Source organism: Pseudoalteromonas sp. S558 (assembly GCF_005886635.1).
GTDB classification, from domain to species: Bacteria; Pseudomonadota; Gammaproteobacteria; order Enterobacterales; family Alteromonadaceae; genus Pseudoalteromonas; species Pseudoalteromonas aliena.
The window spans coordinates 1-12,293 of record NZ_PNDU01000379.1; the positions used below are offsets into that span (position 1 = coordinate 1).

Below are 12,293 nucleotides of genomic sequence, written 5' to 3' on the forward strand. Positions count from 1 at the left end.
TTAACCTGAACTCTGGATAATAAATCTATCTCGTGCAGCTATTTGCAGCGCTAACTGCGTTGAATTTACTTGCAATAGGCCAGTAGATTAGCGCCTTGTTATTACAATTGCCAGTCTCGAGCAATCAATTGTACAGGTTCACTGCTTAGCCACTCTTGTGGTCGTAAGTAGTACTGATATAAATTAGCTTCTGGACTACCTTGCTCTGGTTTGAAATTATATTCCCAGCGTGCCAGTGGTGGCATAGACATTAATATAGATTCTGTACGTCCACCACTTTGTAAGCCAAATAACGTGCCTCGGTCCCATACTAGGTTAAATTCTACATAGCGTCCGCGACGGTAAAGTTGAAAATCACGTTGTTGCGCTGTGTACTCATCATTTTTACGACGCTCAATAATAGGTAAATAGGCATCTAAAAAGCCATTACCCACAGATTGCATAAACGCAAAACTCTTTTCAAAGCCTAGTTCGTTTAAATCGTCAAAAAACAAACCACCTACGCCTCGTGTTTCATCTCTGTGTTTTAAATAAAAATACTCGTCGCACCATGTTTTGTATTTTGGATAAACTTCACCGCCAAATGGCGCACACAGATCGTGAGCAACTTGATGCCAATGTTGTACATCTTCTAATACGGGGTAAAAAGGAGTGAGGTCAAACCCACCACCAAACCACCATATTGGCTCTTCGCCTTCTTTTTCGGCTATAAAAAAACGTACGTTGGCATGGCTGGTTGGCACATGTGGGTTTTTTGGATGAATAACTAACGACACACCGCATGCATGAAAGCTGCGCCCTGCAAGCTCAGGTCTATGCGCTGTTGCAGAGCCTGGCATTGAAGCACCAAATACGTGTGAGTAGTTAACTCCACCTTGCTCTATTACTGTGCCATTTGTGGTTACACGTGTACGGCCACCACCGCCTTCTGCTCGTTGCCAATTATCTTCTATAAATTTAGCACTGCCATCTGCCGCTTCTAAACCTTGGCAAATAGTGTCTTGCAAAGCCATAAAGTATGCTTTTACTTGATCTAATAATTCGCTGTGCATATTAACCTCTAAATATTTTTCCAGTCATGGCATCTTTAATTGTGCTTGGTTGAGTATTACCACCTAACGGCTCGTCAACATAAAAACCAACTTGCTCTGCAAATTGCGTTTTAGCTTGCTCAATACTAGTGACCGTTTCTTGACCTGTTAAGTTTGCACTGGTTGATACCAGCGGTTTGCCAAACTCTTGGCACAAACGTTTTACTGTTGGATGGTTTGTTACTCTTACTGCGATAGTATCAAACTGCCCTGTTAACCATTTTGGTGTGTTTTTAGAAGCAGGCATAACCCACGTAATTGCAGCAGGCCAACTCGAAAAAATATCAGCGCGTTTATCCATCGGTATTTTTGCGTCATCTACGTATTTTAATAATTGCCCATAGTTATCAGCAATTAAAATAAGGCCTTTTTCGACTGGTCGCTGCTTAATTGCTAATAGTGCTTCAACGGCTTGTTGATTATCTGGATCGCAACCTAAACCATATACAGCTTCGGTTGGGTATAAAATAACTTCGCCTTGCGTTAAGCATGTTATTGCAGTGGGCGTATTTGAAACGTCTGACAAAATAGTCTCCAGAAATAATTAAACGTTATTCAGTTGAGGCAAGCTTATGCATGCAACTTTTTTGTGGGCATTGCAATAGTGTACCATTTGCCATATTTCTTTCTATGACGATTGGCCAGTTGCATTCAGGACACGAGTGTTCAACCGGTTTATTATTAAGCGTGTATTTACAGCTTGGGTAGCAATCACAAGAATAAAACACTTTACCAAACTTATTACTACGCGCGACTAAGTGACCTTTTTTGCATTTAGGGCAACTTGGTAACACTTCTTCATTTTGTTTTTCTTCGTTTTCGTTAGCAATGTAGTGGCACTGCGGATACCCAGTGCATCCAATAAACATCCCGTAACGACCATTTTTAACCACCAGCGGTTTACTGCACTGCGGGCATGCTGAATCTTCAAGAATTTTTATTTCGTTACTGTCGTGATGTGCCAGCGGTCTAATAAAGTCGCATTTAGGGTAACTTGCGCAACCTAAGAATGGGCCAGACTTACTATTGCGGATCACTAATTCTGAACCACACTGCGGGCATATCTCGTATTCTTTTTCGAGGGCGTGTTTGTTCGCCGAGAAAAGCGAATGGTCGATTTTACTCATGGTGATCCTAAAGGGTTAGTGAATTTTCGCCTAATATACCCAAACCACTTAAAGATACAAGTAATGGTGTACTTATCCGTTTAAGTAACCTGAGTAATTTACTAAAGGTAATTATTAATGAAGAAGCTCGCTGGGTTCATCAAAAATTAAATCCTCCATTTGTTCATATGCTTTTTCTGAACCGGGGACATTAAATAAAACCATAAGCACAATCCATTTTAAATCCTCTAAACTTATGTTTAATTTATCAAGTGCGGCTAAGCGATCCATTACCATTTCGCGAGTCACACTATTAATAACCCCTATTTGCTCAATGAACATTAAAAAACTGCGGCACTCAACACTCAGCCTTTGGCATTCGCTTTCAGTAAATATACGCATTGCGTGTTGAGGATTCGCTATAAGATAGGGAGATTCATCATTGTGTTGTAAGTCGGCTAATTGCTCTAGCCAGTCGAGCGCTTTGAATATTTCTGGCTTATTAAAACCCGCACGTAATAACTCATCGGTTAGCTCATTTTGCTCTGCAAAAATATCCGCTTCACTATGAATATAATTTTCAAAAAGATACATAAGAATATCAAACATATTACTTCCCTGCGCTTAACTTAATATAACCGTCTAACACTCGCTCTATCTGATCGTCTAACTCTAAGTCGAGCAACCTAGCGAGTACTTTATCTATTGGCCACTGCGCACGACGCACAATGTCGTCTACGCTAGTTACTTCAAACCCTATACTATTTAAAACTTCGCATTGAGAATTAGCTTGAATAGGCTGCTCTTTAGTATATATATCTTCTTGATAAGTGAAACTCACTTCATCAAGAATGTCGGTTACATTTTCTACCAATTTAGCACCTTGCTTTATTAAAAAGTGGCTAGCCTGCGCTAACGGATTCTTAATTGATCCAGGTACAGCAAACACCTCCTTATTTTGCTCTAACGCATAACGAACTGTTATTAATGAACCGCTTTTAATTTCAGCCTCAACAATAAGCACACCTAACGCGAGCCCAGATATAATACGATTACGACGTGGAAAATTATGTGCGTGAGCTGCAGTGCCTGGTAAAAATTCACTCACCAACAGGCCGCTTTCTAAAACTTGGTCTGTTAATAGTTTATGACGCTTAGGATAGTAAATATCAACTCCAGTACCGAGCACTGCGATGGTTTTACCAGTACCTGCAAGCGAGCCTTTATGTGCAGCGCCATCTATACCTCTGGCCATACCTGAAGTAACCGTAATACCCGCTAAAGTTAACTCGTATGCAAACTCTGATGCTATTTCAAGCCCGGTAGGTGTGGCATTACGACTCCCTACAATTGCAATTTGTGGAGTAGATAATAACGAGACATCCCCCCTACAAAAGAGTAATAAAGGAGCACTGGCTATCTGCCGGAGATCTTCAGGATAAAGCGCGTCAAAAATACACACTGCAATGATATGGTGCTGTGCAATTAATTGCTCATAATGACTTACTTGCTGCCAATTAGTATTAAGTAAGTTACTAGCTTGATTAGCGGTTAATCCAAGTTGTAAAAGCTGATCATGAGATAAGTCGAATAAAGACTCAAGGGAATGGTTTGTAGATAATGCTAAAAGAGTTTTTATACCTAACCCTTTACACATATAAAAGGCAAGCCAGTGGGCTAACTTGCCAGATGACTGATCCATGCTCTCTCCTAGAGCACCGACTCGCTACTTCTTAATGAATAACTGCAAAATCTCCAACGCGAATTGGGTGCTGGTTTTTAGTAATTAATGCATAGCTAACTTTGTCATACACTTTAAATACGATTAACTCGCCAACTTTTTCTTTTGGCATAGACCACACAGTGCTATTTTCGTCTGGCTCTAACCCTAAAAGCTCACTCGTACTTGATATAAGCCTTTCTAACTTACTTGAATCCTCTGGGTAACGAGGGCCTCGTTGCCCATCAATTACACCAGGCGATTGGCGTTCAATATCTAACACATGACCAGGTTCAATTTGCTGTTCTGCCCCTAAGTTTAGCACCACAATATCCATTGTGCTGAATTCTCTAACATGATTTGCAGAGGCTATCACTTTGCCCTCTAAAGGCTGTTTAGGTCTATGCATATTAAAATATGCGGGTAACGTTTGTCCCTGCATAGCAGGCAATAAAAAATCACCTTGTTTAATTTCTCGCTTAACCGATTCAACCCTTACTGATGAAGGAATGCCATTACTAATATCGCCCCGTCTAAATACGCGAGCCATGCCGGCATAACTTGCTCGGTTAGCTAAAATTTCATTTGTATCTGGATCGGTGTAAGCCTCACCTTTGTGGTAAATAGCATAAGCCTGATTAAGCTTTAAATCGCCATTAACATATAAAATATGATCGAGAGTTTGAGTCTTCGTGTTTTGATTGGCACCTAATACATAGGGTTTCCCATCTATTTCTTCGTTATTAAGCGCCTGCTCATAAGTTAGATAAGGTTTAATTAATTCTAACGGCAAAGTCGTCACTGCATCTTTACCTTTAGCAGTAATATAACCTTTTGGCGAAAGCTTTTTATAAGCTTTATTTAACACTAAGCGAGGTGTTCCACCTGCACCATAAACTAAAGTAAGTGCATCCCCAGGATAAATTAGGTGAGGGTTACTAATATGAGAGTTCATTTCCCATAACTTTGGCCATAGCCATGAATCGCTCAAATAAATATCAGAAATTCCCCAAAGCGTGTCTCCTTTTTTTACAACATACTGTTTTGGTGCATCTTTTTTTATTTCGAGCACATCAGCAATTGCAGGAAAAGCAGCACTTAATGCAAATATAGCTGCGACTAACGGAGATTTCATTGAGCTTCCTCATATTGTTTTTTCATTATTATTGACCAAAACCTGTTAAAGGTGAACGTGAATGGCTAAAATAAGAGCATACAATACCCTAAATTAAGCACAAGTGAAAAAGGTAACTATGGCTAGGTTAGAAGTTTTAAGATTTCCGGATGAGCGTTTACGTACAATAGCAACAGAAGTTGTGCAAGTTGACGACCAAGTACGCCAAATTGTTAAAGACATGCTGGAAACTATGTATGATGAAAATGGCATCGGACTAGCTGCTACGCAAGTAGACATTCATCAAAGAATTGTTGTGATTGATGTATCAGAAGAGCGAAATGAGCCTCTGGTATTAATTAACCCACAAATCATCAAAAAAGATGGCTCAACCATTAGCGAAGAAGGCTGTTTATCAGTGCCTAATTCGTATGCAAAAGTTGACCGTGCAGAAACAGTAACAGTCTCTGCACTTAACGAAAACGGTGAAGAGTTTGTACTAGATGCAGACGAATTACTGGCTATTTGTATTCAACATGAACTAGATCACCTGCAAGGTAAATTGTTCATTGATTACTTATCACCATTAAAGCGCCAACGTATTCGTAAAAAGCTTGAAAAAGAAGCTAAATTTGCAGAACAGTAATAAGCACCTTAGGAAAACTCAGTGACTCAACCATTACGCATTATATTTGCCGGTACGCCGGACTTTGCCGCACGTCATTTACAAGCGCTGATACAAAGCGAACATAAAATTGTTGGTGTATACAGCCAACCCGACCGCCCTGCTGGTCGAGGTAAAAAACTAAAAGCCAGTGAAGTAAAAGAGCTAGCGCTTGAGCACAACCTCCTTGTTTTTCAGCCACAATCATTAAAAAATGATGAAGCATTAGCAGAACTAACAAGCTTAAATGCCGACATTATGATTGTTGTAGCATATGGCTTAATTTTACCTAAAGCGATATTAGAAGCCCCACGCTTAGGTTGTTTAAATGTGCATGGCTCTATATTGCCGCGCTGGCGCGGTGCGGCACCTATTCAACGCGCTATTTGGGCGGGTGATGAGCAAACCGGCGTAACAATAATGCAAATGGATGAAGGCTTAGATACTGGTGATATGTTGCATATTAGTCGCTGCCCTATTAGCACGACAGAAACTAGTGCTAGTTTATATACAAAGCTTGCTGAGCTAGGCCCTGACGCGTTAATTGAAACCATTAACAAACTAGCGAATGGCGAGATCACACCAGAACCTCAAAATGATGAACTTGCTAACTATGCTAAAAAGCTTTCTAAAGAGGAAGCAAATATAGACTGGTCTATGAGTGCGCTGCAAATTGAGCGAAACATTCGCTCTTTTAACCCATGGCCGGTGTGCTTTACTCAAATGGGCGAGCAAACAGTAAAGGTTTACCAAGCGCAGGTTGTCCTGCAATCGGGCAATCCAGGACAAATTTTATCAAGCGATAAAAATGGCGTCGTAGTAGCGTGTGGTGAACATGCTTTGTGTATTACGCAATTACAACCGCAAGGTAAAAAACCAATGGCAATTAACGACTTCTTAAATGGTCGTGGTGACTGGGTTACCCCTGGCACAGTATTAGGCGAAAATAATGAGTAATGTCCAAAACGTACGAGCGCTTGCCGCTGAAACTTTATATAACGTAGTTGATAAAGGCGCTTCGCTTAATCAAGAACTGCCATTTGCTAGCCAAGGCTTGCCACCAAAAGACAAAGCGCTACTGCAACAAATTTGTTATGGCGTTTTACGCTACTTACCTAGCCTTGAAAACTACTGCCAACATTTAGTAGAAGATCCACTAAAAGGTAAGCGCAGAATATTTCAATTTTTATTGTATGTAGGTATTTATCAGCTACAACACATGCGTGTACCGCCACATGCAGCAATTTCAGAAACAGTGAATGCACTTGCTCAACTACGTGCTTTAGGTTTAAAAGGGCTTATTAACGCTATTTTACGTAGTTTTCAACGCCAACAAGTTGAGCTTGAAGAAAAAGCGAAGCTTATTCCGGTGTGTTTATACAACCACCCAAATTGGTTTATTAAACAAGTAAAAGAAGCCTACCCTGATAGCTGGGAAGACTTACTTGCAGAAAACCAACAACAAGCCCCTATGTGGTTACGTGTAAATCAAGCACAATATAGCACGCAAGAATACAGCGATATGCTAACGGCGAACGATATAGAACACACCTTAAACCCTGACTTTATAGATGGGATTAAGCTTGCTAAACCGCGTGATGTATTTTCATTGCCTGAGTTTGATACAGGTGCATGTTCAGTACAAGATGCCGCAGCACAACTTGCAGCACGCTTTTTAGAACCAAAAGATGGCGACACTATTTTAGATGCCTGTGCAGCACCTGGCGGTAAAACATGTCACATATTAGAGCTTGCTGATGCAGACGTACTTGCTCTCGATAGCGATTCAACTCGCCTTGAACGTGTTAAGCAAAACTTAACGCGTATTGGCTTAGGTGCAGACCTACAATGTGGCGATGCCTCGCAACCGCACACATGGTGGGATGATCAACAGTTTGATCGTATTTTATTAGACGTACCTTGTTCTGCAACTGGCGTTATTCGTCGTCATCCAGATATAAAATGGCTTCGTCGCGCATCAGACATTGTAGATTTAGCCGCACTTCAAGGCGATATACTCAATAGCATTTGGCCACTTTTAAAACCAGGTGGTACATTGGTATATGCTACGTGTTCGGTTCTTCCACAGGAAAACCAACAACAAGTTGCTAAGTTTTTGGCTAATAACGACGACGTAGAGCATATTCCTCTTCATGATAAAGACACTATTACAACACCAGGGCTACAATTACTGCCTGGCGAAAGTGATGGCTTTTATTATGCGAAATTAGTGAAAAAGTCTAAATAGTTTAGCTTAAATACTTTCGATAATTAGCCATTTTTTAATTAAAATGGCTTTGAATAGCTACTTATAACACTGGTAAATAATGAAAATAATCATACTCGGTGCTGGGCAAGTTGGTGCCACACTAGCTGAAAACTTAGTCGGTGAGCAAAACGAAATAACCGTTGTTGATATAGATGGTAACCGTTTACGTGAACTCCAAGATAAGTACGACTTACAAGGGGTGATGGGCCACAGCGCTCATCCTGACGTATTACGTCGTGCTGGTGCAGAAGATGCTGATATGATTATAGCGGTAACCAGTTCAGACGAAGTAAACATGGTTGCATGCCAAGTCGCTTACAGTATTTTTAAAACCCCTACAAAAATTGCCCGAATTCGTTCTGAGCAATATTTAAAATACCGTGAAAAACTATTTCAAAACGATGATTTACCAATCGATCACTACATTGCCCCCGAAGCACTGGTGACCAAATATATTCGTCGCTTAATTGACTACCCTGGTGCATTGCAAGTCTTGCAGTTTGCCGATGGTATGCTCTCATTAGTCGCCGTAAAAGCTTACTATGGTGGTTTGCTGGTAGGCTATGCGTTATCTGCACTTAAAGAGCACATTCCTAATGTAGAAACTCGTGTTGCCGCTATTTATCGCCAAGGTAAAGCAATTAAACCATTGGGTACAACGGTCATTGAAGCCGATGATGAAGTGTTTTTCATTGCCGCGACAAAACATATACGCGCTGTAATGAACGAGCTGCAAAAACTGGAACGCTCTTACAAAAAAATTATGATAGCGGGTGGTGGTAATATTGGCGCAGGCCTTGCTCGCTCACTTGAAAAAAATCACACCGTTAAACTCATTGAACGCAGTAAAGAGCGAGCTGAGCAACTATCTGAAATGCTCGACAACACCGTGGTGTTTTGTGGTGATGCATCTGATCAAGAACTACTCTCAGAAGAGCATATTGAACAAGTTGATGTATTTATTGCCGTAACCAACGACGATGAAGCAAATATTATGTCGGCCATGCTTGCAAAACGTATGGGCGCACAAAAAACCATGGTGCTTATTCAGCGTGGCGCTTACGTTGACTTAGTACAGGGCGGCGAAATAGACATTGCCATCTCTCCACAACAAGCAACGATATCAGCGTTATTAACACACGTACGCCGTGGTGATATCGTTAACGTGTATTCTCTACGTAAAGGCGCCGCTGAAGCGATTGAAGCCGTTGCCCATGGTGATGAAAATACATCAAAGGTCGTTGGCCGAGCCATCGCTGATATAAAACTCCCTGCGGGTACCACCATAGGTGCAATAGTGCGTAATGACGATGTACTTATTGCTCACGACGACACCATTATTTTATCGGGAGATCACGTTATTATGTTTTTAATCGATAAAAAGCACATTAACGTAGTAGAAAAACTGTTTCAGGTTAGCGCAATCTTTTTATAAAAAACCTCCTTTGTTTTCTATGCATAGTTTATGTATAGAAAACCACAAAAACAAATACGAATCAATCTCAAAAGCATTTACTTGCGCACTTAAATCTATTACCCTCACGTTGTTTGATAATCAAACATCAACGATACAAATTGCACTAAGCTTTTTGATGGCCAACAAATAATGCCAATCGATATAAGTGCGGGAGCTATTTAACAATAAGATAATCGCAATCTAACTAGCTAAATAAAATTTTCACGATGTTAGTATTTGCTTTGATCCGTTAAATTATTCACGGTTTTTATACTGATTGATATGAATTCGAGAAAATTAGAACTTATACCAATTTGCTTAATTAAGCGTTCTATTTTGAGGCAAGAAAATCGTGTCGATAACAAGGAAAAAATTCGTTATTCAATTGTTCTATATCAGAATTTTTAACGCTGTTAGCGTCAGATTTAATCCCTGAAATTGATTAAGTAATATTGCACATTGGTATTAATGCTGTATTAGTTATTCTTTATAGAAGCACCATTACAGTACTTTTTATCGTTATTGTTAGTCCACTTAAATATTTAAGGTTTAGTTCAATACGTATTTCATTATGTGAAAAGTTAATTTCACATTATTCTTAATACAAATGGATTTCTTCAAATGATACGCCCTGTTTTAAATAAACCTCTTTCTCTTATCTATTGTAGTGTTACTAGTATTCTTCTTGCTGGAATTTCACCAAACGCAAACGCCGAAGCTAAAAAAGACATTGAAAAGCTCACTGTTGTTGGTGAAAAAAATAGTGGCTATAAAACGAACTCAATGAGCTCTGCAACAGGCCTTGACCTATCTCATCTGCAAACCCCACAATCTGTTATTGCCATCACCAGTCAATTAATGGCTGATCAACAGCTCAATAGCGCTATCGAAGCAATTACCAGTGTTACTGGCATCAATGCAAGAGAAGCGGATAACGGTAAGTTTTCAATTTCTGCTCGAGGAATTAGTGTTACCAGTATTTTATACGATGGTATTGCTACAACTTATGACACCCGTTTTAACTATGGTGACAATTTAACTGATACCGCTATTTACGAACGAATTGAAGTCGTCCGTGGTGCAACGGGTTTAATGCTGGGTGCGGGCAACCCATCTGCCGCAATTAACCTAATTCGTAAACGCCCTACTGTTAACAACCAATTAAAAGTAAGCGCCTCTATTGGTTCTTGGCAACAATATAGAGGAGTTATTGATATCTCCGGTAGCTTAAATAACACTGAGAGTGTTCGTGCTCGTGCAGTTGTTGCGTATCAAGAGCAAGAGTCATATCAAGATCGATTTAGTCAAAGTCGTAATACTGTGTACGGTATTGTAGAAGCAGACTTCACCGATAGCACCTTATTTACGATTGCACTTGATCATCAAACAACGGATCCACAAGGAACAATGTCAGGTGGTTTACCTATTTTTTATAGTGACGGTAGTCGTACATATTACGATCGAGAAACGTCTACAGCAGCAAGCTGGGCATCGTCACAAACCGAGGCATTAAATAGCTTTATTAGCTTAGAACACCATTTCAATAATGATTGGCAGCTAAGCGCTAGTTACGTTTATGGTAATAATGACTTACATTATGATGTTATGTGGGCGAAGGGTCACCCTGATCCAAAAACAAATATAGGTATGACGCCCGGTTCGCTTAACTATATTGATGCAAAGCGTATTCAGCGAACTTATGAACTAGAGCTTACGGGTCACTTTGATTGGCTTAATCAAGCACATCAATTAGTCTTTGGCTGGAATAGTCAAAAGCAAACGTTCTCTACACCGTATTTCCCAGCACAACAAAGCGCCGGTGTTATTGGGGATTTTACAGCCCCAAATTACGACTACCCTAAACCAATTTGGCAGCAAAATCCGGCTTATGGTTCATATGGCACAACCAAACAAGATGCGCTCTACTTTGCTTCCCAGCTTAATATAACGAATCAACTTGCATTCATTTTAGGGAGCCGCTTAAATCGCTGGCAAACCAATCAAGATAATTTTGGTAGTGAGCACGACTTTAAATTAAATAACGAACTCACAAATTATTTAGGTGCCACTTACTCGCTAACTGATAGCTGGGCACTTTATGCCAACTATACCGATATATTCACTCCACAAAGTCGAGTAGATGCCAACGGTGATTACCTTGAACCAATTAAAGGCAAAAACTATGAAATAGGTATTAAAGCGTCATTAATTGCTGATCGCGTTGATATCTCTTTGTCAGCATTTGAAATCCAGCAAGATAACTTAGGTGTATACACAGGTGAGAGTATTCCTGAGACCATGCAGGCTATCTATCGACCTATAGATGGCACCGTAACAGAAGGTTATGAATTTGAACTCAACGGGAGCTTAACTGATAATTGGGATCTTTATGTTGGCTACACTCATAGTAAAGGCGAAACCCATGATACAAAACCGCTCAATACCACTAACCCTAAAGAACAATACAAGCTTTTCACTAGCTATAGACTAAGTAGTTATTTAAAAGGTGTTAAAATCGGTGGTGGCTACCGCTGGCAGAGCCGCAGTTATGATGACGTTAAAAACCCAGTACTTGGTAATGTTGAAGTGGAGCAGTCAGCTTATGGAGTAGCCAGTTTAATGGCCAGTTATCAGCTCAATGATCAAATAGCCATTAGCGCTAATATAGATAACCTGTTTGATAAAACTTACTACGATCAAATTGGTTTTTATAACCAGTACCGGTACGGCAGCCCACGTAAATTCTCACTGCGTTTCGATTACAACTTTTAATAGAATGTGGTCAACGGCCCTAGGGGCTGTTGATCTTTCGAGGTTAAATTTGCAGCAGTGTGTTTGGTATTTAGGCAAGGCAGAGCCTATGTAGTGTGGTT

At 40.2% G+C, this 12,293-nt stretch carries 11 protein-coding genes; 5 read left to right on the forward strand and 6 right to left on the reverse strand.

Features of this window, described 5'->3' with window-relative positions; all coding sequences use genetic code 11:
- Window positions 1-101: 101 nt before the first annotated feature.
- The 6 genes from hemF to CWB66_RS19625 form a co-directional block, all read right to left on the reverse strand.
- The gene (gene hemF, locus CWB66_RS19600) at window positions 102-1,052 is read right to left on the reverse strand and encodes an oxygen-dependent coproporphyrinogen oxidase (protein ID WP_138586668.1); all 951 of its coding nucleotides are present in this window, start codon (window positions 1,050-1,052) and stop codon (window positions 102-104) included.
- A gap of 1 nt (window position 1,053) precedes the next feature.
- Complete coding sequence (gene tsaC, locus CWB66_RS19605) at window positions 1,054-1,617, reverse strand: L-threonylcarbamoyladenylate synthase type 1 TsaC (RefSeq protein ID WP_138586669.1); 564 nt, start codon at window positions 1,615-1,617, stop codon at window positions 1,054-1,056.
- A 25-nt stretch (window positions 1,618-1,642) separates the two neighbouring features.
- Complete coding sequence (locus CWB66_RS19610) at window positions 1,643-2,218, reverse strand: DNA topoisomerase family protein (protein WP_138586670.1); 576 nt, start codon at window positions 2,216-2,218, stop codon at window positions 1,643-1,645.
- 114 nt (window positions 2,219-2,332) lie between these two features.
- A complete protein-coding gene (locus CWB66_RS19615; protein ID WP_138586671.1) occupies window positions 2,333-2,806 on the reverse strand; it encodes a DUF494 family protein in 474 nt (157 codons plus the stop codon).
- A gap of 1 nt (window position 2,807) precedes the next feature.
- Window positions 2,808-3,899, reverse strand: coding sequence for a DNA-processing protein DprA (gene dprA, locus CWB66_RS19620; RefSeq protein ID WP_077536513.1), 1,092 nt, complete (start codon window positions 3,897-3,899; stop codon window positions 2,808-2,810).
- 31 nt (window positions 3,900-3,930) lie between these two features.
- On the reverse strand, window positions 3,931-5,052 hold the full coding sequence (locus CWB66_RS19625; protein WP_077536514.1) for a LysM peptidoglycan-binding domain-containing protein: 1,122 nt from the start codon (window positions 5,050-5,052) through the stop codon (window positions 3,931-3,933).
- A gap of 118 nt (window positions 5,053-5,170) precedes the next feature.
- On the opposite strand from CWB66_RS19625, the gene def reads away from it, so the two are divergent.
- From def to CWB66_RS19650, 5 genes are all read left to right on the forward strand, one after another.
- Window positions 5,171-5,677, forward strand: coding sequence for a peptide deformylase (def, locus tag CWB66_RS19630; protein WP_138586672.1), 507 nt, complete (start codon window positions 5,171-5,173; stop codon window positions 5,675-5,677).
- A gap of 21 nt (window positions 5,678-5,698) precedes the next feature.
- Window positions 5,699-6,652 carry a methionyl-tRNA formyltransferase gene (gene fmt / locus CWB66_RS19635; RefSeq protein ID WP_077536516.1) on the forward strand — a complete coding sequence of 318 codons (954 nt, stop codon included), beginning with the start codon at window positions 5,699-5,701 and terminating at the stop codon, window positions 6,650-6,652.
- The gene (rsmB, locus tag CWB66_RS19640; RefSeq protein WP_138586673.1) at window positions 6,645-7,943 is read left to right on the forward strand and encodes a 16S rRNA (cytosine(967)-C(5))-methyltransferase RsmB; all 1,299 of its coding nucleotides are present in this window, start codon (window positions 6,645-6,647) and stop codon (window positions 7,941-7,943) included. Before fmt ends, rsmB begins: the two co-directional genes overlap by 8 nt.
- A 79-nt stretch (window positions 7,944-8,022) precedes the next feature.
- Window positions 8,023-9,399, forward strand: coding sequence for a Trk system potassium transporter TrkA (gene trkA / locus CWB66_RS19645; RefSeq protein WP_077536518.1), 1,377 nt, complete (start codon window positions 8,023-8,025; stop codon window positions 9,397-9,399).
- A gap of 642 nt (window positions 9,400-10,041) precedes the next feature.
- Window positions 10,042-12,192 (forward strand): TonB-dependent siderophore receptor, encoded by a 2,151-nt coding sequence (locus CWB66_RS19650; protein WP_252371802.1) that lies wholly within the window; start codon window positions 10,042-10,044, stop codon window positions 12,190-12,192.
- Window positions 12,193-12,293: the final 101 nt, after the last annotated feature.

Excerpts from the sequence above, each read along its gene's own strand:
- rsmB (WP_138586673.1), top strand. The coding sequence starts at position 6,645 with ATGAGTAATGTCCAAAACGTACGAGCGCTTGCCGCTGAAACTTTATAT.
- trkA (WP_077536518.1), top strand. The coding sequence starts at position 8,023 with ATGAAAATAATCATACTCGGTGCTGGGCAAGTTGGTGCCACACTAGCT.
- CWB66_RS19615 (WP_138586671.1), bottom strand. The coding sequence starts at position 2,806 with ATGTTTGATATTCTTATGTATCTTTTTGAAAATTATATTCATAGTGAA.
- CWB66_RS19610 (WP_138586670.1), bottom strand. The coding sequence starts at position 2,218 with ATGAGTAAAATCGACCATTCGCTTTTCTCGGCGAACAAACACGCCCTC.
- hemF (WP_138586668.1), bottom strand. The coding sequence starts at position 1,052 with ATGCACAGCGAATTATTAGATCAAGTAAAAGCATACTTTATGGCTTTG.
- CWB66_RS19650 (WP_252371802.1), top strand. The coding sequence starts at position 10,042 with ATGATACGCCCTGTTTTAAATAAACCTCTTTCTCTTATCTATTGTAGT.
- dprA (WP_077536513.1), bottom strand. The coding sequence starts at position 3,899 with ATGGATCAGTCATCTGGCAAGTTAGCCCACTGGCTTGCCTTTTATATG.
- CWB66_RS19625 (WP_077536514.1), bottom strand. The coding sequence starts at position 5,052 with ATGAAATCTCCGTTAGTCGCAGCTATATTTGCATTAAGTGCTGCTTTT.
- def (WP_138586672.1), top strand. The coding sequence starts at position 5,171 with ATGGCTAGGTTAGAAGTTTTAAGATTTCCGGATGAGCGTTTACGTACA.